This is a genomic window from Burkholderia lata (genome assembly GCF_000012945.1).
Lineage (GTDB): Bacteria > Pseudomonadota > Gammaproteobacteria > Burkholderiales > Burkholderiaceae > Burkholderia > Burkholderia lata.
In genome coordinates this window covers 2,320,774-2,344,376 of record NC_007511.1, presented here as the reverse complement: position 1 = coordinate 2,344,376, position 23,603 = coordinate 2,320,774, and the positions used below count along the sequence as shown (strand labels likewise).

Sequence of the window (23,603 nt, the reverse complement as noted above, 5' to 3'; positions counted from 1 at the left end):
GGTCACGCGCGTCATCGTTCAGGCGGACACACTCCGGATCGCGATCGATCCGACGTCGACGCGGCGCGGCAGGATTGCGTCGGCCGCCGCGCGGTCGGCGACCCGCTGCAGGACATCGATGTCCGCGCTGCTGAGGCTGCGCTGCGCGAGCGCGGCCCGGCGCGCGATGTCGGTGGCCGCATCGGGCGGCAGGCGCGTGAGCGACGCATAGACGCTCGCATAGTCCGCCGGATGCGCAAGCGCCCATTGGCCCGCGCGGGCGAGCCGCGCCAGCACGTCCGCGAGCGCCGCGCGCTTCGCGCGATCGTCGAGCGTGTCGACCGGCGACGTGAGGAACGCCAGCCCGGAATTGATGCCGCTGCCGTCGCGGACGATGCGCGCGCCGCGCCGTACCGCATGCCCGTAGTACGGGTCGAACGTCGCCCAGATACCGATCCGCTTCGCCTCGAATGCGGCGAACGCGTCGACGGGCAGCACGAAGCGCACGTCGACGTCACGCGGCGCGAGGCCGTGTTCGCGCAACGCGCCGTACAACTGGTACTGCGAGATGCTGCCGCGCGCGGACGATACGACGATGGTTTGCCCTTTCAGGTCGGCGACGGTGCGGACCGCCGAATCGGGCTGCACGACGATGCCGAGCGATGCCGGCGAGCCGACGCGCGTCGCGACGATCCGCAACGACGGGTCGCCGAGCGCGGCCGTCAGCACGGGCAGGTCGCCGGCCGGTGCGAGATCGATTGCGCCCGCGCGCTGCGCTTCGAACAGCGGCGCGGCACCCTGGAAGTTGGCCCAGCGGAACCGGTAGGGCGTGCCGTCGAGCACGTGCGCGGCTTCCGCGAGCGCACGCAGGCCGCCGGCCTGGTCGCCGAGCACGAGCGTGACGCCCGACAGGTCGGCGCCGGACGCATGGGCGGGCTGTGCGATACCGCTGGCGAGCGGTGCGGCGGCGAGGGCGGCAAGACGCTGCAGCACGCGGCGGCGTGCCGGAGCGGAGGATGAATTCATCGGCGGGGTGTCCTCGGTGATCCGCGCGCAGGCGGCGCGGCTGCCGGGCAGGTTACGGAATCGGTTTCCGGCCGACAAACATCGAATCGTGCAATGCATATTCGTGCGGCGACGGCCGGCATGGCCGCCATCGCCACATGCGGGCTGTGTGCGGGCTGTATACGGGGCTTACGCGGCCGACGGAACCGTCCGCAGGAACGCGCGTACCGCCGGCGCCTTCTCGAAGCGCCGATGCGCGAGCGCCAGTTCCGACGTGATCGGCTTGCCCGCGATCGGCCGGTACACGACGCCCGGCAGCGACACGCAGCCGGCGAGCGCATCGGGAATCACGGCCACCCAGCCGTTCACGGACACGCACGCGAGCACCGCGAGCAGGCCGCCCGGGCGTGCGGCGATCAGCGGTGCGAAGCGGCCGCGGCGCGCGACTTCGAGCGTGCCGCGCTCCTGTTCGGGTACCGCGAAGCGCGCGTCGGCGAGGTCGGCGGCGCGAATGGCGGCCATCGACGCATAGCGCGACCCGGCCGGCACGGCCGCGACGAACACGTCGCGCTGCAGCGTGACGACCCGCAGGCCGCCGGGCAGCGGCAGCGGCGGGCGCACGTACGCGAGGTCGAGCCGGCCCGTGTCGAGCTGGCTCGCGACGTCGTCCATCGGCACTTCGCGCAGGTTCAGCTCGATGCGCGGGTGCGCGTCACGAAACGCGCCGACGGTGCGCTGCAGCGTGCCCGAATAGACGGCCGACGACACGTAGCCGATCTCGATCCGGCCGAGTTCGCCGCGCTCGGCCAGGGCCGCGAGTTCGCGGCCGCGCTGCAGGTGCTCGACTGCCGCGCTTGCCTCGGCGAGATAGGCCTCGCCGGCCGCGCTCAGCGTGACCGCGCGGCGCGACCGGTGAAAGAGGCGCACGCCGAGCACGCGTTCGGCCTCCTGGATCTGCCGCGTGAGCGCGGGCGGCGCCATGTCGAGCGCTTCGGCCGCACGGGCGAAGTGCAGATGCTGCGCGACGCTCAGGAACGCGCGCACGTGGCGGAATTCGAGCCGGTCCATGATTGCAATTTTCGTCAATAAAACAGCATCGGAGTGTCAATGACAGGCAATACCGGGCAAGCCTAGCATACGACTCGTCGATCTTGTTCCGGAGTTGCCGATGTCCCAGTCTTCCCCGGCGTCGCGCGCAGGCGCGGCTGCCGCCCCGCGCACCGGTGCCCGCCTGCCCGCCGCCGCGACGCTCGCCGTCGCGTCCGCGACCTGCTCGCTGATCGTGCTCGACACGAACGTCGTCGCCGTGTCGCTGCCGAGCATCGCGCGCAGTTTCCACGCGAGCTTCGCCGATATCGAATGGGTCGTGAGCGCGTACATGACCGCGTTCGCCGCGTGCCTGCTGCCGGCCGGCGGGCTGGCCGACCGCTTCGGGCGCAAGCGGATGCTCTTCGCAGGGCTCGCGCTGTTCTTTCTCGCGTCGCTCGGCTGCGGCGTCTCGCCGTCGGCCGGCTGGCTGATCGCCGCGCGGGCGGTGAAGGGCGGCGGCGCCGCGCTGCTGCTGACGGCCGCGCTCGCCGTGATCGCGAACCGTTTTCCGGAAGGGCGCGAACGGGCGCGCGCGTGGGCGATCTGGGGCATGTGCATGGGGATCGCGACGGCCATCGCGCCGCTCGTCGGCGGCGCGATCACGCAATGGATCGGCTGGCGCTGGGTGTTCCTGCTGAACCTGCCCGTCTGCCTGCTGCTCGCGGCCGGTGCGCGTGCCGCTATCGACGAGTCGTGCGATCCGCACGCGAAGCGCGTGGACGCGGCCGGCAGCCTGCTGTTCGGCGCGGCGCTCGCATGCGCGATCGCGGCGCTGATCGGCGCGCCGTCGCACGGCTGGCTGTCGGCCGCGACGCTCGGCCGGCTCGCGCTGGCCGCCGCGCTGTTCGCGGCGTTCATCGGCGCGGAGCGCTGGCAGGCGCGGCCCATGATCGATCTCGCGCTGTTCCGCCAGCCGCGCTTCGTCGGCGCCGTGCTCGCGATGTTCGGCTATGCGGCGTGCGCGCAGGTGATGATGACGTTCCTGCCGCTGTACCTGCAGAACGCGTTCGGGATGTCGGCGATCGACGCGGGGCTCGGGATGCTGCCGTTCGCGTTCGCGATGATCGCCGGGCCCTCGCTCGGCGCGGCGCTGGCCGCGCGCGTGTCGTCCGGCGGCGTGCTGGCGGGCGGGCTCGCGCTGATCGGCGCGGGCAACCTCGCGACCGCGGCGCTGACGGCCAGCGGCGACTACCGGCTCGTCGCGCTCGGCATGTTCGTGACGGGCTGCGGCGCGGGCATCATGAACGGCGACACGCAGAAGGCGATCATGGCGTGCGTGCCGCCGAACCGCACCGGCATGGCATCGGGCATCAGCACGACGACACGCTTCTCGGCGATCGTGACGGCCGTCGGCGTGCTCGGCGCGGTGCTGGCGGCGAGCACGCATGCGCGGCTCGACCGGCTGTTGTCGGCAGCACCCGGCTTGCGCGCATTCGCCGATGCGCCGTTCATGTCGAGCCTGCTGGCCGGCGACCTGGCGCGGGCGCTCGAGCGCGTGCCGCCGTCGGCCGCCGGTGCGCTCGCGCAGGCGGCGCCTGTCGCGTTCGCGAGCGGGTTCGCCGACGCGCTGACGGTGAGCGGCGGGCTCGCGCTGGTCGCGGCCGTCGTGGCCTACAAGTTGCTTACGCAACCGATGCGCGACGGCGCGTGACGCTCGGGGCAGCACGCGCCGCACATTGGACGTGATTCGGCGGAACCATTAAGCTGGCGCGTTCCGGTTTCACGCAGCGTATTCCAGATGTCATCGACGATCGAGATTCTGTTGCCCGTGTTCGGGCTGATCGCGGCAGGGTTCCTGTGCCGCCGGCGCGGCGTACTCGGGCCGGCGGCGGCCTCGGAACTCAACCGCTTCGTCGTGTGGCTCGCGCTGCCCGCGCTGCTGTTCCAGATCATGGCGCATGCGTCGTGGCACCAGCTGTATCAGCCGGCCTTCGTTGCCACGTTCGCGCTGACCTGTGCGCTCGTTTTCGTCGGCGTGCTCGCATGGCGCCTGCTCGCGGGGCGCGGGCTCGCCGATGCGAGCATCGACGCGATCGCCGCGTCGTACCCGAACACCGGGTATCTCGGCTTCCCGCTGTGCCTGCTCGCGTTCGGCACCGACAGCCTCACGCCAACCACGATCGCGACCATTCTCGTAGCGTGCGTGTTGTTTGCGGGCGCGATCGTGCTGATCGAGATCGGGCTGCAGCGCGACCGCGCGCCGCTGAAACTGATGTGGAAAGTCGTCGGCGCGCTGCTGCGCAACCCGCTGATCGTCGCGCCGCTGGCCGGTGTTTGCGTGTCGGCCGCGCAGGTGCCGCTCGGTGCGCCGGTCGATACGTTCCTGAAGCTGCTCGGCGGGGCCGCGAGCCCGTGCGCGCTCGTCAGCCTCGGGCTGTTTCTCGCGGAGAAGCGGGAGGCGTCCGGTGCGGCGCCGCGCGGCAGCGTTGCGCTGACCGCGGTGAAGCTGTTCGTGCAGCCCGCGCTGGCGTGGTGGCTTGGCGTGCGTGTGTTCGCACTGCCGCCGGTGCTTGCGCAGATCGCCGTCGTGCTCGCCGCGCTGCCCACCGGCACGGGGCCGTACATGCTGGCCGAGTTCTACGGGCGCGAAGCCCAGGTGACGTCGCGCACGATCCTGCTGTCGACGCTCGGGTCGATCGTGTCGTTGTCGGTGCTGCTCGTGCTGGCACGGCACGCCTGATGTTGCGCGGTCGATCGTTCGCGTAATACGTCAGCGCACAGCGCGTCTCGCGATCGGTTGTCGTGCCGTGCTGCCCGTCGGCGGGGCTCGAGCCTGCCTATGTTGGCTTTTCGTTGCGTCTGTCGATCGCGCCGGTCAATGCGACTTCGTCGCAAGCCGGTGGATACGTGCCGCATGGGCGACACGCGGTTGACGCGATGCGTGGCAATGCGTCGCCTGTCTGCGGCGCGTACGTCGTGTGGGCTCGGGCGTATCGGCGATGGCCGGCGTGGTCGTCCGGGCATCCGCATCGGTCCCGGCGGCGGCCACCGCCGCAACCGCCGGCAGCCTCGCTTCCGCGTCGAGCCACGCGCGCGTCGCTTCCGCGATCAGCCCGCGCAACCAGCGCACGCCCTCGGTGCACTCGCCCGATTCGTTCCACGTCATCCGGTACACGATGTCCGGCGGTTCGGCCGGCAGCGCGACGGCAGCGAGCGGCAGCAGCTTCGCATAGTGCCGCGCGAGCCGGTACGTGGTGGTCAGCAGCATGTCGGTGCGCACGAGCGCATGCGCGGCGAGTTCGAAGTGCGGCAGCGTGACGACGATCCGCCGCTGCAGGCCCACGCGTTCGAGCTGCTTGTCGATCGCGCCGGACGCTTCGAGCCACGACGGCGTCGGGCACAGCTGCGGCGCTTCGGCAAAATCCTCAGCCGTCATCGTGCCGCGCCGTGCGAGCGGATGCGTCGCGCGCATCAGGCACACGACGCGGTCGTCGAACAGGTCGTCCTGCCGGAACCGCGACGAGCGTGCCGGGCGATTGTCGATCACGACGTCGAGCTCGCCATCGGCCAGCGCGCGCTCGTCGTCGAAGCCGTCGCCGAGCGGATGGAACACGAGCTGCGCACTCGGCGCGCGATCGCGAAACAGCGCGACGAGCTTCGGCACGAACAGCACGTTCAGGTAGTCGGGGCAGCCGATGCGGTAGGTGCGCACCGACGTGCGTGCGTCGAACGTCGGCTGCTGGATGCGGATGAAGTCGATCACGCGCAGCGCGTTGCGCAGCGGTTCGATCAGCCGCGCGCCGAACTCGGTCGGCACCATCCCGTAGCGGCTGCGCACCAGCAGCGGATCGCCGAGCAGCGTGCGCAGGCGCTTGAGCGCGGCGCTGGTGGCCGGTTGAGACATGTTCAGGCGCACGGCCGCACGCGACACGGTGCGCTCGGTCAGCAGCACGAGCAGGATGCGCATCAGCCGCGCATCGAGCACGTCGAGCGCGCCCGCGGCGTCGGACGCGTCGCGGGGCAGGGCGTTCGGATCTAGTGGGTCCCGCATGCCGAACCACCTCCTGGCGACCCGATGCCCGAGTGCGACGCAGCAGCGGGCCGGCGGCGCGTCATTGTGCGAAGGTGCCCGGCCAGCCGACGATCCGCTTCGGACGCGGCGGCGCGTACGTGCGGACCTTCGACGTCTTCAGCTTCAGGCGCACCAGCGACTCGGCGAGCGCGACCGCGGCCGAGACGCCGTCGACGACCGGCACGCCCGTGCATTCCTCGATCTGCCGGTCGAGGCCGGCCATCCCGCCGCAGCCGAGGCAGATCACTTCCGCGTGATCGTCCTTCACCGCGCGCTGCGCCTGGCCGACGATCGACTCGATCGCGCGGGCCGGGTTCTCCTCGAGCTCGAGCACCGCGAGGCCGCTTGCGCGCACCGACGCGCAGCGCGCATCGAGCCCGGCGAGCTTCAGGCGATCCTCGATCAGCGGCACCGTGCGGTCGAGCGTCGTGACGACCGAGTAGCGGTGGCCGAGCAGCATCGCGACGCTCGCGGCCGCTTCGGTGATGTCGACGACGGGCACCGTCAGCAGTTCCTGCAGCCCTTCGCGACCGTGTTCGCCGTAGCCGGCCTGGATCACCGCGTCGTACGGCTCGTCGTAGCGCATCACGCGATCCATCACGGCGATCGCCGCGAGGTAGCTCTCGAAGTTGCCTTCGATCGATTCCGCGCCGAAGCGCGGCGTCAGCCCGACGATCTCCGTGCCCGGCGATGCGGCGGCCTGCGCCTGCGCGGCGATCGCGTCGGTGATCGACTCGGTCGTGTTGACGTTGACTACCAGGATCCTCATTGCGACTCCGTATGCATGTGTTTCAGTGTTGGGCGCAGGCGACCGCGATGGGCTCGCCCGAACGCTCCTCGTAGTGCCGGTTGCGATCGGCCAGCAGCCAGTACACGGTGCCCGCGATGGCCGCGCCGAGCAGCCACGAGAACGGCGTCATCGCGCTGAAGGCCGGCACGACGGCGAGCGTGATCGAGATCAGCGCGGACGGCACGAGCGCCGCGAGCGCCTTGCGGTTCACGCCGCGCGTGTAGAAGTAGGTGCCGGTCGGCGCTTCGGTATAGAGGTCGGGCACGTTCACGCGCTGCTTGCGCACGAGCCAGTAGTCGACCGTGATGATCCCGTACAGCGGGCCGAGCAGCGCGCCGAGGCCGGACAGGAAGTAGACGATCACGATCGGGCTGTTGTACAGGTTCCACGGCAGGATCAGCACGGCGACCGTTGCGCTGATCAGGCCCGCGCGGCGGAACGACAGGCGATGCGGCGCCAGGCTCGTCAGCACGAAGGCCGGCGCGACGAAGTTCGCCATGATGTTCACGGCGACCGTCACGATCAGGAACGCGAGGCAACCGAGCACGAGGAACAGCTTGTTCGGCACCGTCGCGATGATTTCCGTCGGGCTGTGGATGATGTGGCCGTTCAGCTTGAACTGCGCGCCGGCGAGCACGAAGCTGATCGTCGCGAACACGAGGATGTTGACCGGCAGGCCCCAGAAGTTGCCCACGCGCACCGTCTTCGCGCTCGGCGACGAGCGCGCGAAATCGCAGAAGTTGAGCACCAGCGTGCCGTAGATCGCGAGCCACAGCGAGCCGCCCGCGAAGATCTCCGTCCACATCTTGAAGCCGGTCAGCGGCTTGCCGATCGACATCGCGAGATGGCCGCCGGTGCGGCTATACATCCATGCGGCGAGCGACAGTGTCGTGACGAGGATGACCGGGCCGGCCAGCCCTTCGTACTTGCGGACCATTTCCATCCCGTACGTGAGGATGCCGATCTGCACGAGCCAGATCGCGACGAACGTGACCCAGCCGAGCGTCGACAGCCCGAAGATCGCGTTCTGGTCGAACGCGGCGAGGCTCGGCCAGATCGCGGTGAGCAGCACGCGCAGCACGACCGACGCGAGATAGGTCTGGATCCCGAACCATGCGATCGCGATCACCGCGCGGATCATTGCGGGCAGCAGCGCGCCGTAGATGCCGAAGCTCATCCGGCTGATCACCGGGAACGGCACGCCGGTCTTCTGGCCCATGTAGCCGGTGAGGTTCATGAAGCAGTACACGAGCACCGCGCCGATCGCGAGCGACGCGAGCATCTGCCAGCCCGACAGGCCGAGCGCGAACAGCCCGATCGCGAACGAGTAGTTCGCGATGTTGTGCACGTCGTTGGTCCACAGCGCAAAGATGCTGTAGCGGCCCCACGTCCGGCCCTCGGCCTTGGTGGGTGCGAGGTCGGGGTTGTGCAGCCGCGGGCTCAGCGCGGGGTCGCGCGCGGCCGAATCGGTTCGATACGATGCGTCGTCCGCGCCGAGCACGATGCCCGGGCGGTGGGTGGCTTCCAATTGCACGCCGTTGTCTCCTTCCATGTGCGGGGCGCGAAACCGGCCGCGTGGGAACGCTGCGCCGGCCCGGCCGCCGTGGACGTTATGTCTCGGATTTGTTCGCGAGTATGGAAGGCCGGCCCGGTGATGGGAAATTAAATATTCGGTTAGGCGTCATTTGAAAAATGAATGGAATGCGGGTGCCGGCGGCGGCCGGTGCGGCACGGGAATTGCTCGCCAGCGGGCTCCATCCACATCGACATCAGCGGAGGTGTCATGCAGCGATATTCACTTCGTCATGTATCGCGAGCCGTCTTCGCCGGCCTCCTGATTGCGGGCCTGGCGGCGGGTGCGGGCTGCCAGAAGAAGAGCGAAAGCGACAGCAGCAGCGCGAGCTCGGACACGAGCGCAACGGGCGGCATGTCGGCCGCGCCATCGGCCGCGCCGAGCAGCGGCGCGGCCGGCAGCAGCGGCGACAGCGGCGCGAGCATGCCGGGCGCGGCCTCCGCGCCGGGCGGCGCGAGCGGCGGCTGACCCGCCGTTGTCTCGTGTGGCGGACGGCGTGCCGTCCGCCTTTCAGGTGCCGTGCCGGCCTGGCACGTGCGCCGGGTGGTGTGTGCGTGCTTTGCCGAGCACATGAAAGATTTGCAAGGACCGTTGTAGCGATTCCCGGACCGGCGGCGCCAGCCTGATGCCGGCGCGCGCCGGCCGGACAAGGAGGTGCGATGCAGAACGCGGAATCGAACCCTGACCCGAAATATCGGCGAGACGAGGCGGCGAAGCGCCCGGCGACAGCGCCGGCGGCGCGCCGCATGCCCGATCCGGCGAGCGGGCACCCGTTGACGCCCGAAATGGTTGCCGCGAAGACGCCGACCGGCCTGCCGCCGATCGAGCGCGGCACACATGCGCCCGACAGCGCCGACCCCGTACGGCGGGCGGCTGCCCGGATCCCGACGCTCGACAACGCGAACATGGCGATGACCGACAGCACGGTCGACGTCGACGGCAAGGGCATGGAAGCGGCCGCAGGCGCGTCGAAGTGGCATGACAACGTGATTTATTCGAACGCGTCGCTCGACGAAGCGGTCGAGACGCCCGACGAGGGGCTCGGCGGGATCGAGAGCCGGCCGTCCGGCAACCTGCCGCAGATCGCGACGCGGCCGGGCTGGCACGTGCGTCACGTCGGCGCGGTCGACGTGACGCACGGCGACGGCACGCGCGCCGAGCATGTGATCGTCCTGGAGCGCAACAACTGACTGCGTGACGAGAAGGTGCGGCGGGCGGCACGATCGCGCCGGCCGCCACAACCGTTGGCTGGCGGTCCCTACTGCGGGCCGAGCTCCTGCGCGGACGTATCGGCGTCGTTGCCCTGCGCAACCAGCACGTGGATATCGTTCGGCGTCACGTCGCCGACCCCGCCCGACGGGATCGTCAGCAGCAGCCAGTCGGCGTTGTTGTTGATGGTGACCGGCGCGGTCTTGAGGATCGGCGTCTTGCTGCCGGCCGTCGTGACGATCACCTGGTAGCTGCCGCCGTTCAGGTAGATCGAATCCTGCGTCGATGCCGGCACCGCGTTCTGGTAGGCCGCGCCCGCGAGCGTCGGGCTTTGCGTCGTGATGTCGGTGCCGGGCGGGACGACGTACATGTCGACGTTCTGCGCGTTCGGCGACGCGTTGAAGCTGCGCACGCGCGCCTTGTCCGACAGCAGGCCCTTGTCGTACGGATCGTCGATCACGGAGATCAGCGACGTCGTGCTCGGCAGCGCGATCGTCGTGTAGTGATGGCCGTTTGCCGCGCTGAACGATTGCGCGGCGATGGTCGACGTCGTGCCGGAGATGTCGTAGCTCGCGTTCTGCGTGCCGGAGTCGACGTCGTGATAGCGCGTCACGCCCTTGTACGCGATACCGCCCTGGTCGAGCTTCGCGTTCAGGTAGTAGTCGAGGTTCGGCCCGGCCGGCACCGCGTTGATGAAGCGCGCCTGCGGCTTCGAGATGCCGAGCTCGGTGCCGACGTCGTTGCCGTCGCCGCCACATGCCGCGAGTACGGAAACGACCGAGCACAGCGCGACCAGCGTTCGTATTGATTTCATGTTGTCCTCTCGTTCAGGGAACCTGCTTGCGATGCGGGACCGCCGCGCGAAGGGTCGCGCGGTGCGCAGCGCCGGTTGAGGGAAGGATGCTGTCCGCCGGAGCGGCGGGCGCGTGGATGGCGCAAGCGATGTGCCTGCGGGGCTGCGCACCGGGCCTGGGGGATGGTTTCGACGGTCTGCCGATGGCCGACCTGCCGCGCCCGTCCGCGCCATGCGCTGAGGGCAGCCGGCATGGCGGCGCCTCGTGGAAATACCGGAAGGATCCGGCAGCGAGCCGATCCCCGGATCGGCCGCCGGAGAGCGCGATGCGGCGGGGCGACCGGGCAAAACTACCCGCCGGCGCGATCTGGCCCGGAATTGAGGCGGAAATATTGCCCCATTTTCATCATCGTTTAACCATTCGAAACAATGTGTTCACTGAAAGGGGCATGATCTCCGGCGATCGAGCAGGCATACTGTCGCCTATGTTGCTCAATGCGCGTCGAACGGCGCGCGCTTTCTCCCCATGTCCACTCCAGTTTCCTTTCGAACCTTGCGATGGTTGACCATCGCGGCTGCTGCATGCTTGCTCGCCGCGTGTTCGACCGCTTCCGACGTGACCGCGACGTCGAACCCCAACGTGTTCACCGTGACGACGCGCACGGTCGGCGTGTCGACGACGTGGGCCGATGCCCACACGAAGGCCATCGACGAAGCCACCAACTACTGCACGCAGCGCGGCATGCGCGCGAGCATGAAGCAGGAATCGCTGACCGGCAGCAGTCGTGTCGGCGCGCGCTCCGAACTCGCGTTCGAGTGCCATCCGACCTTCGAGACGGCGTCGAACCCGCGCAGTTGAGCGACCGGCGGCGCCGACGCGCCGCCACCGCCCGCGTTTTTCTTCCCCGCATGCGAAACGACCCGCGATGCCGTTCAGGCACATCGCGGGTCGGCGCGCGTCCGGTGCAGGCGGCGGTGCTTACGCCGGCTGCGCCTCGTACAGCTTCACGCATGCGGAGAAGTCGAGCGTGCCGAGCCCCTGCTGGCTCATCGACTGATAGAGCTGCTGCGCGAGCGCGCCCATCCACACCGGCTGGTGCGCGCTGCGCGCCGCTTCGGTCGCGAGCCCGAGATCCTTCAGCATCAGGTTCGCCGCGAACCCGCCCGCGTAGCCGCGCGCGGCCGGCGCGGTGTCGCTCACGCCCGGATACGGGTTGTACGCGTCCGAGCTCCAGCAGCGGCCGGTCGACGTATTGATGATGCCGGCCAGCACCGCCGGATCGATCCCCAGCGCGGCGCCGAGCGCCATCGCTTCCGATACGCCCATCATCGAGATCCCGAGCAGCAGGTTGTTGCAGATCTTCGCGATCTGCCCGGTGCCCGTGCCGCCGCACTGCACGACGTTTTTGCCCATGTCGAGCAGCACGGGGCGGATGCGCTCGAACAGCGCGGCGTCCGCGCCGACCATGAAGGTCAGCGTGCCGGCTAGCGCGCCGCCGGTGCCGCCCGACACGGGCGCGTCGGCGAGCGGGAAGTCGCGCTGCGCGGCGGCCTCGGCCACCGCGCGCACGGTGCCCGGATCGATCGTGCTGCAGTCGATCAGCGCGGCGCCGGCGCGTGCGCCGGCCAGCACGCCGTCGTCGCCGAGATAGACCGCGCGCACGTGCTGCGCGGCCGGCAGCATCGTGATCACGATCGCGCCGCGCGCGGCCGCTTCACGCGGCGAGCCGGCGGCCGTTGCGCCAGCGCGTACCGCGACGTCGACCGCGTGCGCGTCGAGGTCGAACACCGTCAGCGCGTGGCCGGCTTTCAGCAGGTTGGCGGCCATCGGGCCGCCCATGTTGCCGAGTCCGATGAATGCGATTTCCATTGACAGGCTCCCTGGGTCAGCGCAGCGCGATCGTCGTGTTCACGCCGCCGGCCGTCGCGTCGTCGTCGAACCAGCGCGCGGTGACCGTCTTGGTCTGCGTGTAGAACTGCACGACCTGCTTGCCGTACGGGCCGAGATCGCCGAGCTTCGAGCCGCGCGAGCCCGTGAAGCTGAAGTAGGGCACCGGCACCGGAATCGGGATGTTGATGCCGACCTGGCCGATGTCGATCTCGCTCTGGAACTTGCGCGCGGCCGCGCCGCTCTGCGTGAACAGCCCCACGCCGTTGCCCATCGGGTTGCGGTTGACGAGCGCGATCGCTTCGTCGAGCGTGTCGGCTTCGAGCACGACCACCACCGGCCCGAAGATTTCTTCCGTGTAGATCGACATGTCGGTCGTCACGCCCGAGAAGATCGTCGGGCCGACGAAGTTGCCCTGCTCGTAGCCGGGCACCTTGACGTCGCGGCCGTCGAGCAACAGCGTCGCGCCTTCCTTCACGCCCTGGTCGATCAGCGACAGGATGCGTTCCTTTGCGGCCTTCGACACGACCGGCCCCACGTCCGTGCCGGCTTCCGCGCCCGCATTGACCTTCAGCGCCTTCGCCTTCTCGACGAGCTCCGGCAGCCAGTCGCGCGCCTTGCCGACCAGCACGACGACCGACGTCGCCATGCAGCGCTGGCCGGCCGCGCCGAAGCCCGCGCCGACGAGTGCGTTGATCGACTGCTCGCGGTGCGCATCGGGCAGCACGACCGCGTGGTTCTTCGCGCCCATCATCGACTGCACGCGCTTGCCGTGCTGGCTGCCGAGGTTGTACACGTGCGTGCCGACGCGCGTCGAGCCGACGAACGAGATCGCCTTGATGTCCGGGTGCGTGCAGAGACGGTCGACCACCGTCTTGCCGCCGTGTACGACGTTGAGCACGCCTTGCGGCACGCCGGCCTCGATCGCGAGCTCGACGAGCTGCATCGTCGACAGCGGGTCCTGCTCCGACGGCTTCAGCACGAACGTGTTGCCGCACACGATCGCCATCGGGAACATCCACAGCGGAATCATGCCGGGGAAGTTGAACGGCGTGATGCCCGCGCACACGCCGATCGGCTGGCGCAGCGTGTAGGTATCGACGCCGCCCGCGACGTTCTCCGCGAATTCGCCTTGCTGCAGCGTGCCGATCGAGCACGCGTGCTCGACCACTTCGAGGCCGCGGAAGATGTCGCCCTGTGCGTCGGGCAGCGTCTTGCCTTGCTCGGCCGTCAGCGTGTGCGCGATCCGTTCGAGATTGCGGCGCACGAGATCCTGGAACTTCAGCATGATGCGCAGCCGCGCGCCGATCGGCGTCGTCTTCCACGTCTGGAACGCGCGCTGCGCGGACGCGATCGCGGCATCGACCTCGTCGAGCGTCGCAAACGGCACGCGGCCGATCACTTCCTGCGTCGCGGGGTTGACGATGTCGCCCCATTCGGTGCTTTGCGATTCGACGAACGCGCCGTCGATCAGCAGCTTGGCGGTGGGCAGGGCGAGGGTGGTCTGGGGAACTGCGGCGTTCATGGAACTCTCCGGTAATCGGTGTGACGACAAAAAGGGTGTCTGCTACCGCCGCGCGAGCATGCGCGGCGGTCGGCAGGCTGAACTGAAATCGATCGAAGGCAGGCCGGCGTGCTCAGGCGCGTGCCGGGCGCATCAGCGCGGTACACACGAGCGCGAACACGCCGAAGCCGACGAGGTACGCGATCACGTAATGCGGCTGGCCGCCGCCGGCCTTGAGCAGCGACGTCGCGATCATCGGCGCGAAGCCGCCGCCGATCACGCCGGCCAACTGCACCGACAGCGAGATGCCGCTGTAGCGGATTTCCGCGGGGAACTGCTGCGCGAACAGCAGCGATTCCGGCGCATAGAGGATCGGGAACACGACGCCGAGGCCGAGCACGATCGCCCACCATGCGTACGACGTCTGCTGCGTGCCGAGCATCATGAAGAACGGTGCGGCGAACATGCACATCAGCACGAGGCCGATCGCGAACATCCGGCGCTGGCCGATGCGGTCGCTCAGGTGGCCGCACAGCGGCATCGTGACGAGCGACAGCGCCGCGCCGGCCGTGATCGCGTGCAGCATCTCGGCCTTCGGCAGGTGCAGCTGCTGCGTCGCGTAAGCGAGTGCGAACGTGACGACCATGTAGAACCAGGTGTTCTCGGCGGCACGGGCGCCGACGATCGTCAGCACCTCGCGCGGATGGCGGCGCAGCGCGGCCGTCACCGGCGACTTCTCGGCCTTGCCCTGGCGCCGCATCTTCTCGAAGTCGGGCGATTCGGGCACCTTCGCGCGGATGAACCAGCCGAGGCCGACGAGCGCGATGCTCGCGAGGAACGGTACGCGCCAGCCCCACGACAGCATGTCGGCTTCCGGCAGCGCGGCCACCGCGGCCATCGCGACCGACGACAGGATCAGGCCGAGCCCGACGCCCGTTTGCGGCAGGCTGCCGAACAGCCCCTTGCGGCCCTTCGGCGCGTGTTCGACGGCCATCAGCACCGCGCCGCCCCATTCGCCGCCGACGGCCATCCCCTGCAGGAAGCGCATCGCGATCAGCAGCGCGGCGGCCCAGTAGCCGATGCTGTCGTACGACGGGATCAGCCCGATGATCATGCTCGGCACGCCCATCAGCAGCAGCGTGATCATCAGCATCGACTTGCGGCCGATACGGTCGCCGAAGTGGCCGAACACGATGCCGCCCATCGGCCGGCCGATAAAGCCCACCGCGAACGTGCCGAATGCGGCGAGCGTGCCGACGACCGGGTCCAGCGACGGGAAGAAGATGCGGTTGAAGACGAGCGCGGCGGCCGTGCCGTAGAGGAAGAAGTCGTACCACTCGATCGTGGTGCCGGCCATGCTGGCCCAGCCGGCCAGCAGGTAGTGCTTCGCGGTGCGCTCGGGCGCCGGCGCCGCGACTGTCGCATGCTCATCGAGGGTGGATCGCGTCTGCATGGTGTCTCCGTGGTGGTGCCGCGGCTCGTGGTCCGCAGGTCACGGTCGAGTATAGTTATGCGCAGATTCATCATGTACCGATAAAGAAACCGGTTGGATGTGCATTTATGCATATCGACGGCCGGCCCGGAGATTCCAGCCCCTTTTTCCCTCGCCGATGCGACACGCCACCGAGCCGGTTTCCGGCAACCTGAACTGGGACGACCTGCGCTTTTTCCTCGAAGTCGCGCGCACGCAGCGCGCGAGCGGCGCCGCCAAGCGGCTGGGCGTCGACTACACGACCGTCGCGCGGCGCATTCGCGCGCTCGAGGCCGCGATGGGCACGCTGCTGTTCGACAAGTCGCGCTCCGGCGGCTTCACGCTGACCGCCGAAGGGCAGCGGCTCGTCGCCTATGCGGACGCGATGGAGACGACCGTGCAGTCCGCGTGCGACCAGGTCGCGAACACGGGCGAGGCGCTGTCGGGCCACGTGCGGATCGGGTCGACGGAAGGGTTCGGCTGCTTTTTCCTCGCGCCGCAGCTCGCGCAGTTTCGCGCCGAGCATCCGCACGTGACGGTCGACCTGCTGCCGGTGCCGCATTTCGTCAACCTGCCCAAGCGCGAGGCGGACCTGGCGATCACGCTCGAGCGGCCCGAGCGCGGGCCTTACGTGGTCACCAAGCTGTGCGACTACCAGCTGCGGCTCTATGCGACGCGCGACTATCTCGCGAACCACGATCCGATTACCTGCACGGACGATCTCGCGCAGCACGCGTTCATCAGCTACGTCGACGATCTCGCGTTCAGCAACGAACTGCTGTACCTGGACCGCGCGGTGCCGGGCGCGACGGCCGGGCTGCGCACGACGAGCGTGATCGCGCAGTATTTCGCGGCGCTGCAGGGCGGCGGGCTCGCGATCCTGCCGTGCTTCATGGCGGCCACGCAGCCGGCGCTCGTGCCCGTGCTGCCGGACGACGTGGTCGTCACGCGGTGCTTCTGGCTGACGTGCCGCGAGGATCTGCGCAAGCTGCGGCGCGTGACCGCGCTGTGGGATTACCTGCGGGCGGCGGCGGACGCGAATCGCGCGCTGCTGTCGGGCGAATCGGGGAAACTGAGATTCGTCGGCGAGCCGGCATAGCGCGTGACGTGGCCGCGGCGAAGGCGGCCGTGCGGTTCATGGCGTGAACACGACCCGGCGGCGAACCTGCCGGCAAGCGAAGCATTGAAGCATCGGGGAACCGGGGGCGAGACAGATGGCATTGACGCATGCGGGCAAGGTCTTCGTGGTGTGTGTGGCGGTCTTTGCCGTGGCCGCTTATTGGCTCGCGTCGCGCATGGTGCGCCGCCAGTCCGGCGCCAGGCGCGGTGCGAAGGGGGCGCCGAATCGCGGCGCGATCGCGTTCTGGTGGCTCGTGTGCTTTTGCCTGGTGTCGCTGTTCTTCCCGTTCGCGTACTGGATCGGCGACGAGTTCTACGTGCTGGCCGTCTCGCCGAAATACGAGGCGACCGTCGTGTCCTACACGTCCGAGTGGGATACCTGCGAGCGCCGCGACAGCGACGGGCGGACCGAACGGTATCAGTGCCTGAAATACACGTCGATACTGGAAGCCGCGCTGCCCGACGGCAAGCGCGTGGTGATGCCGGGCAACGTCCGTTCCGGCGGCGCGCCGGAAATCGGCGAGCGGATCGATGTCGTGTGGCCGCCCGGTGCGGCTCAATGGCACGAACGCAGCGTGCGCAGCGTCGGCCTGCTGGCCGGCGGCGCGGTGATGGTCGCGATGATCGGGTACTTCCTCTACCTGATCGCGGCGTACGGCGCCGGCCGGAACATCGACGGCGCGGCGCGCTTCGGCGTGACGGCGGTGATGAACGGGCTCGTGCCGCTCGCCGCGCTGCTGATGGAAATCGGGTTCCTGAGCGTGCCTTACCGCTACTGGTTGAAGGGGAATCCGGAGGCGTGGCCGGTGTGGGTGCTGGCGCTCTGCCTGCTGTTCGCGCTCTCGCTGCTGCCGTTGCTGATCATCTACGCGCGAACCGCCTGGCGGGCGGTCGTGAAGTAACGGAAGTGGTGGGGCCGTTGTGCCATCATGTGCGAACCGGCAACCGCCAGGAGACGGTCGTGGAAATTCATTCGCAGTGGACGTTCGATTGCCGGCCCGAGCATGTCTGGCCGCATTTTCTCCATGCCCGGATGGACGACACGCGGCCGTTGCTGTTCCGCCTCGGCGTGCCGAAGCCGGTCAGTTGCCGCGTGCTCGAAGGCGTGCCGGCCGTCGGCAACACGCGACAGTGCACGACCGATCGCGGCACCATCGACCAGCGGATTCTCGTGCTCGACGAGCATCGCCGGTTGCGTTACCGGATGGTGGCGTCGACGGTGTGGTGCCGCGACTGGGTCGGCCTGCTCGAGGACGAATTCACGCTGACGCCCATCGACGGCGGCAGGACCCGCGTCGAACGACGCACCGTGTTCAGTGCGCGGGGCCTGTTCAAGCCGGTCCGGCAGATCGGGTTGTGGCTCGCGTTGCAGCAGGCGCACCGGTATGCGGCCCGCAACTGGCGGCGTCTCGCGATGGCGGCGCAGGGGCAGGCAGTCGCGATGGCGCCGGCGCGCTAGGGCTGGCGCGCCGCGGGCGCGTAGTAGATTTGCCCGATATCCGTGTCACGCACCTGGCCGTTGCGTTCGGCCCGGGTGCGCGTGTCGAGGAAATCGAGCGTGCACAGATCCGGCCGGCCCAGCGCCTTCAGGATGCTCGACGTGCGCCACGCCGGCAGCCAGTCGGACCACGACAGCCGCACGCCCACGAGCAGCGCGAGCAGGACGCCCACCGCGAGCGGCCCGCCCAGCAGCATGGCCAGGTCGACACCCAGGTCGGAAAAGCCACCGTCGCTGGTCCATAGCACCAGGATCATGATCGGGATGAGCAGGCAGTTCATGCCGACGAACATCCATTTCCACGCCAGCCACAGGCTGTGCGTGAGGCCTGCCAGCCCCGTGTCGCTGCACGCGTGATCCATCACCATGCGGTGCCGGTCGGGAGACGACAGCGCGAACAGGCGGCCGCGGCGATCGACCACGGCAACCACGTCGTCGCCGACGTCGAAGCACTGCCCGCCCAGGAACCCGCGGTACGACTCGTCGCCGATTTCGATTTCCACCGGAAGCTTCGCGAACAGGATCTTGCCGTTCTTCCCGACGGTCACGAACGCGTTTTCCGAGACGAAAGTTTTGGTCTCGCGCAGGTTCGCGTATGACCACGTGGCCGGATGCTCGACCTTGTCGGCCGCGGCGTTCAACCGGGCCAGGATGAGGTCTTCGTCGGTTTGCTGAAACACCAGTGCGTTGGCGGCGGCCCCGTTGCCGGTGAGTGCTGCCATGACCGGCACCACGTTGTGCGTGAACCAGTAGCCGAGCGATTTCTTGCGGGCTTCAGGGTCGACGGGCGGCACCTGGCGGCTGCCGGCCGTGCCTTGGTCGGGGCGCTCGAGAAAGCGCATCGCGGTCAGTTTGCCTTCGACAAGACGCAGGGGTGACGACATAAGGGTAGGCGGCCGCGACGGGACAGGGTTTGCGGAGTCTACCAGTCGTTTGTCGCCACGCTTGACGCGCTCGATGCGCCCTCCCGCCAGCGCTGCATCGCGGCCGGCAGTGCCGCGATTGCGCGCCGGAATCCGGCATTCAGCCCGGGCAGCCCAGCCGGTCCGCGAGTTCGTTCAGGTCCCTGACGTCGAAGTCCCACGCGTCGTCGGCTTTCAGGTCGGTAGTCTGGCCGGGCCCGTGTTCGGTCGGCCGCAGCACGAACGCGGTCGACAGCCCCTGCCGGCGCGCGGCCGCGAGATCGCCGTTGTGCGCGGCGACCAGGCACAGCTCGGCCGGTTCGACGCCGAGAATCTCGACCGTCTCGCTATAGACCTGCGGCGACGGCTTGTATGCGCGGACGACTTCCGCACCGAGAATCGCATCCCACGGCAGCCCCGCGCGCTTCGCGACGTCGACCATCAGCCGGATGTTGCCGTTCGACAGCGGCGCGATGATGAAGCGTCGCTTCAGCCGTTGCAGCGCCGCGACGGCGTCGGGCCACGGGTCGAGGCTGTGCCACGCGAGGTTGAGCGTGTCGATGTCGGCGTCCGGCACGTCGACGATCCCGTAGCGGTCGAGCGTGCGGACGAGGTTCTCGCGGTGCAGGACATCGAGCCGCACGTAGCGGCGACGCCCGCTGCGGATTTCTTCCATCGACGGTGAATATTCGGCCCGCCACGCATCGGCGAATTCGAGCGGGTCGAGCGCGGGTGCGTAGCGATCGAGAAACGCGGCGGCGCCGCGTGCAACGCCGCTTCTCCAGTCGACGATCGTTCCGAAGACATCGAAAACGAGCGCCTTGATTTCGGCAGGGTTCGTCATGGTGATCCAGTGAAGGTCAATCGATGAGGTGTCGAATCGCCGAGCCGCCCGACTGCGCGACGCCGGTTCGATCGTCATTGAATCACGGATACGGAAAGGCGGTTTGAACGGTCGCCGGATCGAGCGGCCCGGCGGCGTGGCGCGTGAACTGTCCGTCGGGTGTCCGCGGCGCGCGAGCTTCGTGTGTGACGCATCCGTCATCCTGGGTGCGACCCTGTCCGGCCGCGCCGGCTCGGGTTACTCCGGACGCAATTTTCCGACAACCCGCAATAAGCAGATAGCTCTGCACCGGGCCGCTCTCTACCATTCGTCGAACGGCTGAGCGCCGCGCGGATGGCCGGCCGGCGGGCACGACGATCCCGCACGGCACGCAGGCCGATGGAACGGAGCGCCGCGATGGAGGAGAGGAATCTGCGACCGCGGCGCCGACTCGTCGCGTTGATCGCGACCGTGTCGGCGCTGGGGTTCGCCTACGGTGTGGCACGACATCTGTCGCACGCGTCGACACGACCACCGGATCAACAGGTCTTTTCCGTCGACGTCGATCGGGACAAGGCGCCGTGGGAGCGATCGGTGATCGCGATTCGCGAAGGCATGCCGGCGCATATCCGGGTGCATTCGCGAGAGGCGGGCGTGCTGATGGCGCATGAAATACCGGGTGCGCTCGCGGCTTGCACATCCGGAACCGATCAGTCGATGGACATTCTCCCGGTCGGGATCACCGGGCGCTTTTCGCTGCACTTTCACAGCCGGAGCGGCGAGCAGATCGAGGTGGCTGTCATCGAGATATATCCGGACAACTAACGATAAAGGCGGATCGAAAAAAAAACATTCGAAACGATATTCGAAACGAAGTTCGAAACAGGAGGAGGCAAAGATGCACGCACTGAATCGCCTGGCGATCGCGTTATCGCTCGGCACACTCATGCTCGCCGGCTGCGGCGGGGACGACAACGTCACGACGAGCGCGGCGCCCGCCGTATCGGTGGCGGATTACGTCGTGCCGCGCGTACCGGGCTGCAGCGCGGGCGATACGCCCGAGACGGCGCTGCAAGGGCAGGTGCCCGCCGCGCTGCGCCAGTCCGGGTTCGGCGGCTTCAACTGCAACCTGAAGCGTGTCAGCCAGGTGCAGGGCGAGGGCGCGTCGTGGTCGGCGGCGACCTACACCGACCGGCAGGGTCGGACCTGCTTCTACCACGCGACGATGGGCGCCACGCCGGCCTTCAACAACCCCGATGCGCCGCCGCGCGTGAATCCGGGCGTGCCGGTGATCGATATCACCGATCCGGCGAAGCCCGTGCGGGTGAGTTCGCTGACGTCCACGGCGATGATCGATCCGTGGGAATCGCTGCGCGTGAACGTCGCGCGCGGGATTCTCGCTGCCGACAACGGGCTGGGTGGCGGTGGCGGCCCCGAAGTGGACCTGTACGATGTGGCGACCGACTGCACGCGCCCGCAATTGCTCGCCAGTGTTCCCGTGGGCACGGGCAGCGACGGCGGCATCATTCCGGCCACCAAGCAGCTCGGCCACGAAGGCGGGTTTTCTCCGGACGGGTTCACGTACTACGTCGGAGGCGCTTTTACGAAATCCTATTACGCGATCGACCTGACCGTGCCGGCCCGGCCGAAGATGATCTCGGCCATCTCGGTGTCGGATCTTGGCATGGGGACCATTTCTCACGGCCTGTCGGTGAGCCGGGACGGAAACCGCGCGTACTTCGTCGCGTCGGGGAACGGCGGCACGGCGATCGGTATGAGTGCGCCGCCGCTGAACAACCCGAATGCGACCGGCGACAACGGGTTCTTCGTTGTCGATACCAGTGAAGTGCAGAGCCGACGTCCCAATGCGCAAATGCGCCGAATTGCGACTGAACCGGTGCGGGACGGTAGCGTTGCACAACATACGATCCCGTTTTCCGTGGGCGGCAAGCCGTATCTGATCGAGGTCGATGAAGGCGGATCGGGCGGGCTTCAGGATCCCGGCGCGACGGCCGTGAAGGCCGCATGCAATGCCGGGGTGACGCCGTTCCCGCTGGGCCACATCTATGACATGTCGAACGAAGCGGCGCCCAAGCTCGTCTCCGAACTGCGACTCGAAACGCACGCAGTGCAGAACTGCAGCAAGGTGATACCCGACATTCTCGGCCTTTCCACGTTCACGTACGGGTCGCACTACTGCAGCGTCGACAACCGGGAGAACGCCACGGCGCTCGCGTGTAGCTACTTCAACTCCGGCGTGCGCGTGTTCGACATTCGCGATCCGGCGAAGCCGAAGGAAATCGCGTACTACAACCCGCCTTCGGCAAAGTCGCCCGGCGCCGGTTCCGCGCACCTGATGTTCGGCCAGTACCGCCCGGGCGGCCCGGACTGGTGTGCGTCGCGTCTCGATTTCGACTTCGACCGCCATCTGCTGACTACGGCGTGCCAGGACAACGGCCTGCTCGTGCTGTCGTTCGAAAACGGCGCGTGGCCGTTCCCCGAAAGCACGAAAGCGACGGAGATCGGCAATTGATGCACGGCAGACAGGTTGCTCGCGGGCAGTCGCGCGAAGGGGGCGCAACCGGCAGGGCAGGCGCGCGACGCCGCGCCCGGCGCAATCCGGGCGTTGCCGCGCTGGCCTTGCTGGCGGCGCTCGCCCTGCCGATGACGTGCTCGGGGTTCGAAGCGGACGTGCATTTCGGTCTGACGTTCTGGCTCGCGAGGCAGGCGGGGTTCGCGTCCGGCGAGGCCGACGCGATTGCGCTCGCCGACCAGCGGATGGATGCCGGCTCGATCGAGTACATGACGTCGCCGCTGCAGTTCGCCTGCCTGTCGCGCTTTGCGCCCGACGCGCAGGATACCCAGGCGGCGCACTATCCGGGCGAGACCCGGGTGCCGGCCGCGGCGGCAGCCCGGGTCGTGGTGCCGGACGGCCCGGCTTCACGGGCTTGGGTCGACGCTACGCTGCGGCGTGCCGAAGGGCGCAACGCGGGATTCATGCTGGGCGAGTTCGGCCGGGCGCTGCATGCGCTGCAGGATGCATGGGCGCACCAGGGCACGCCGTCCGTACCGGACTGGCGCCGCTACGGCATCGACTGCGACGCCGGCCTCGCGATGGCCGCACCGGTCGAGCGCGGCGGCCCGGCCGGCCATGCCGCCGAGATGACGTGGCGTTGGCCCGTCGATACGGAAGCGATGGCGAAGGCGACGTATCTCCAGATGATTCGTTATCCGAAGATCGATGGCGCGTCGAGAAATGCGCTGCCGTGGGAGCAGGTCCGGCCGACGCTCGCCGGTTTCATCGACGCGCGAACCAAGCACGCGAAATCCGGCTGGTTCGTCGCGAACGGCGTGACGGACACGTCGTTCCTCGACGGCATGAGCCTGCCGGACGGCCCCGCGTGGCAGGCCGTCCGCTGGCACGGCCGGCGCGACGTGCCGAAGCCGGTCTCGCCGAGCGCGCAATCCGGCGTCGACAAGGGGCTCGCCGATTTCTACGCGCGCTTCTTCAACGACTGGGTGACGACGTCGCCGGTGGACAAGCGCTGGCTGCCCGCGCTGGCTGCCGGCCGCACCGGCAAGCCCGACGGCACGCTGGTCGAGCAGTTGACCGGCTGGCGCCTGCGGGATCACGGCGCCTACCTCGCCATCGGGACGCCCTCGCAGCCGACGGCGAGCGCCAGCGCGATCTTGCGCAACCGTGCGTCGTTTGCAGTCTTCAAGTCGCTGAACGATGCGGTGCTGCCGCTCATCGTGGAGGGCGACAAGCCGTCGCCGATCCTGCCTTTCCTGGTGTTTTCGCTGCCGGATTCGGCCGACGGCAACAAGCGTGCCGTCGCGTTGATCAAACTGCTCGATGCGCCGTACGACACGATCGGCGTGTTGGCGGAGCGAAGCAGCGGGGCCGGCTGGAAGGTCACGGGACTGATTTCGTCATCCGACTACTGA

The 23,603-nt window shown here is 68.8% G+C and carries 22 protein-coding genes; 10 read left to right on the top strand and 12 right to left on the bottom strand.

All coding sequences use genetic code 11. From position 1 onward, the window contains the following. Positions 1 to 18: 18 nt before the first annotated feature. Complete coding sequence (locus BCEP18194_RS32975; protein WP_011355642.1) at positions 19 to 1,005, bottom strand: ABC transporter substrate-binding protein; 987 nt, start codon at positions 1,003 to 1,005, stop codon at positions 19 to 21. Between the two features lie 168 nt (positions 1,006 to 1,173). After that, entirely contained in the window at positions 1,174 to 2,052 is an 879-nt protein-coding gene (locus tag BCEP18194_RS32970; RefSeq protein ID WP_011355641.1) for a LysR family transcriptional regulator, read from the bottom strand. Between the two features lie 100 nt (positions 2,053 to 2,152). Between BCEP18194_RS32970 and BCEP18194_RS32965 the strand changes: the two genes are divergently transcribed. Beyond that, a complete protein-coding gene (locus BCEP18194_RS32965) occupies positions 2,153 to 3,724 on the top strand; it encodes an MFS transporter (protein WP_011355640.1) in 1,572 nt (523 codons plus the stop codon). A gap of 87 nt (positions 3,725 to 3,811) precedes the next feature. After that, complete coding sequence (locus tag BCEP18194_RS32960) at positions 3,812 to 4,753, top strand: AEC family transporter (RefSeq protein ID WP_011355639.1); 942 nt, start codon at positions 3,812 to 3,814, stop codon at positions 4,751 to 4,753. 135 nt (positions 4,754 to 4,888) lie between these two features. On the opposite strand, the gene BCEP18194_RS32955 is transcribed toward BCEP18194_RS32960, so the two are convergent. The 4 genes from BCEP18194_RS32955 to BCEP18194_RS41930 all read right to left on the bottom strand — a co-directional run bounded on the left by BCEP18194_RS32955 (position 4,889) and on the right by BCEP18194_RS41930 (position 8,873). Further along, the gene (locus BCEP18194_RS32955) at positions 4,889 to 6,064 is read right to left on the bottom strand and encodes a LysR substrate-binding domain-containing protein (RefSeq protein ID WP_011355638.1); all 1,176 of its coding nucleotides are present in this window, start codon (positions 6,062 to 6,064) and stop codon (positions 4,889 to 4,891) included. Between the two features lie 61 nt (positions 6,065 to 6,125). Further along, complete coding sequence (locus BCEP18194_RS32950; protein WP_011355637.1) at positions 6,126 to 6,854, bottom strand: aspartate/glutamate racemase family protein; 729 nt, start codon at positions 6,852 to 6,854, stop codon at positions 6,126 to 6,128. A gap of 22 nt (positions 6,855 to 6,876) precedes the next feature. Continuing rightward, positions 6,877 to 8,427 (bottom strand): NCS1 family nucleobase:cation symporter-1, encoded by a 1,551-nt coding sequence (locus BCEP18194_RS32945; RefSeq protein WP_011355636.1) that lies wholly within the window; start codon positions 8,425 to 8,427, stop codon positions 6,877 to 6,879. Positions 8,428 to 8,678: 251 nt separating this feature from the next. Then, complete coding sequence (locus BCEP18194_RS41930) at positions 8,679 to 8,873, bottom strand: hypothetical protein (RefSeq protein ID WP_208860717.1); 195 nt, start codon at positions 8,871 to 8,873, stop codon at positions 8,679 to 8,681. Positions 8,874 to 9,107: 234 nt separating this feature from the next. On the opposite strand from BCEP18194_RS41930, the gene BCEP18194_RS32935 reads away from it, so the two are divergent. Further along, positions 9,108 to 9,638, top strand: coding sequence for a DUF3005 domain-containing protein (locus tag BCEP18194_RS32935; protein WP_011355634.1), 531 nt, complete (start codon positions 9,108 to 9,110; stop codon positions 9,636 to 9,638). Positions 9,639 to 9,706: 68 nt separating this feature from the next. On the opposite strand, the gene BCEP18194_RS32930 is transcribed toward BCEP18194_RS32935, so the two are convergent. Then, a complete protein-coding gene (locus BCEP18194_RS32930) occupies positions 9,707 to 10,471 on the bottom strand; it encodes a DUF4397 domain-containing protein (protein ID WP_011355633.1) in 765 nt (254 codons plus the stop codon). A gap of 505 nt (positions 10,472 to 10,976) precedes the next feature. On the opposite strand from BCEP18194_RS32930, the gene BCEP18194_RS32925 reads away from it, so the two are divergent. After that, on the top strand, positions 10,977 to 11,309 hold the full coding sequence (locus BCEP18194_RS32925) for a hypothetical protein (RefSeq protein ID WP_011355632.1): 333 nt from the start codon (positions 10,977 to 10,979) through the stop codon (positions 11,307 to 11,309). A gap of 120 nt (positions 11,310 to 11,429) precedes the next feature. Here BCEP18194_RS32925 and mmsB read toward each other — a convergent pair whose 3' ends face one another. The 3 genes from mmsB to BCEP18194_RS32910 all read right to left on the bottom strand — a co-directional run bounded on the left by mmsB (position 11,430) and on the right by BCEP18194_RS32910 (position 15,295). After that, the gene (gene mmsB / locus BCEP18194_RS32920) at positions 11,430 to 12,320 is read right to left on the bottom strand and encodes a 3-hydroxyisobutyrate dehydrogenase (RefSeq protein WP_011355631.1); all 891 of its coding nucleotides are present in this window, start codon (positions 12,318 to 12,320) and stop codon (positions 11,430 to 11,432) included. Between the two features lie 16 nt (positions 12,321 to 12,336). Continuing rightward, positions 12,337 to 13,863 (bottom strand): CoA-acylating methylmalonate-semialdehyde dehydrogenase, encoded by a 1,527-nt coding sequence (locus tag BCEP18194_RS32915; protein ID WP_011355630.1) that lies wholly within the window; start codon positions 13,861 to 13,863, stop codon positions 12,337 to 12,339. 112 nt (positions 13,864 to 13,975) lie between these two features. Beyond that, positions 13,976 to 15,295 carry an MFS transporter gene (locus tag BCEP18194_RS32910; RefSeq protein WP_011355629.1) on the bottom strand — a complete coding sequence of 440 codons (1,320 nt, stop codon included), beginning with the start codon at positions 15,293 to 15,295 and terminating at the stop codon, positions 13,976 to 13,978. Positions 15,296 to 15,452: 157 nt separating this feature from the next. Here BCEP18194_RS32910 and BCEP18194_RS32905 point away from each other — a divergent pair, with 157 nt between their 5' ends. The 3 genes from BCEP18194_RS32905 to BCEP18194_RS32895 all read left to right on the top strand — a co-directional run bounded on the left by BCEP18194_RS32905 (position 15,453) and on the right by BCEP18194_RS32895 (position 17,891). Continuing rightward, positions 15,453 to 16,412, top strand: a complete 960-nt coding sequence (locus BCEP18194_RS32905; protein ID WP_011355628.1) for a LysR family transcriptional regulator — start codon at positions 15,453 to 15,455, stop codon at positions 16,410 to 16,412. 115 nt (positions 16,413 to 16,527) lie between these two features. Then, a complete protein-coding gene (locus BCEP18194_RS32900) occupies positions 16,528 to 17,334 on the top strand; it encodes a hypothetical protein (RefSeq protein WP_011355627.1) in 807 nt (268 codons plus the stop codon). Positions 17,335 to 17,393: 59 nt separating this feature from the next. Next, complete coding sequence (locus tag BCEP18194_RS32895) at positions 17,394 to 17,891, top strand: SRPBCC family protein (RefSeq protein WP_041493615.1); 498 nt, start codon at positions 17,394 to 17,396, stop codon at positions 17,889 to 17,891. On the opposite strand, the gene BCEP18194_RS32890 is transcribed toward BCEP18194_RS32895, so the two are convergent. Both BCEP18194_RS32890 and BCEP18194_RS32885 read right to left on the bottom strand, forming a co-directional pair. After that, entirely contained in the window at positions 17,888 to 18,814 is a 927-nt protein-coding gene (locus tag BCEP18194_RS32890) for a hypothetical protein (RefSeq protein WP_011355625.1), read from the bottom strand. The genes BCEP18194_RS32895 and BCEP18194_RS32890 overlap by 4 nt on opposite strands. Positions 18,815 to 18,953: 139 nt before the next feature. After that, the gene (locus tag BCEP18194_RS32885; protein ID WP_011355624.1) at positions 18,954 to 19,676 is read right to left on the bottom strand and encodes a haloacid dehalogenase type II; all 723 of its coding nucleotides are present in this window, start codon (positions 19,674 to 19,676) and stop codon (positions 18,954 to 18,956) included. A gap of 378 nt (positions 19,677 to 20,054) precedes the next feature. Here BCEP18194_RS32885 and BCEP18194_RS32880 point away from each other — a divergent pair, with 378 nt between their 5' ends. From BCEP18194_RS32880 to BCEP18194_RS32870, 3 genes are all read left to right on the top strand, one after another. Further along, positions 20,055 to 20,480, top strand: coding sequence for a hypothetical protein (locus BCEP18194_RS32880; RefSeq protein WP_041493338.1), 426 nt, complete (start codon positions 20,055 to 20,057; stop codon positions 20,478 to 20,480). Between the two features lie 73 nt (positions 20,481 to 20,553). After that, positions 20,554 to 22,188: an LVIVD repeat-containing protein gene (locus BCEP18194_RS32875; RefSeq protein WP_011355622.1), complete on the top strand. Its 1,635-nt coding sequence runs from the start codon at positions 20,554 to 20,556 to the stop codon at positions 22,186 to 22,188. Further along, positions 22,188 to 23,603, top strand: a complete 1,416-nt coding sequence (locus BCEP18194_RS32870) for a DUF6765 family protein (RefSeq protein ID WP_244273000.1) — start codon at positions 22,188 to 22,190, stop codon at positions 23,601 to 23,603. Before BCEP18194_RS32875 ends, BCEP18194_RS32870 begins: the two co-directional genes overlap by 1 nt.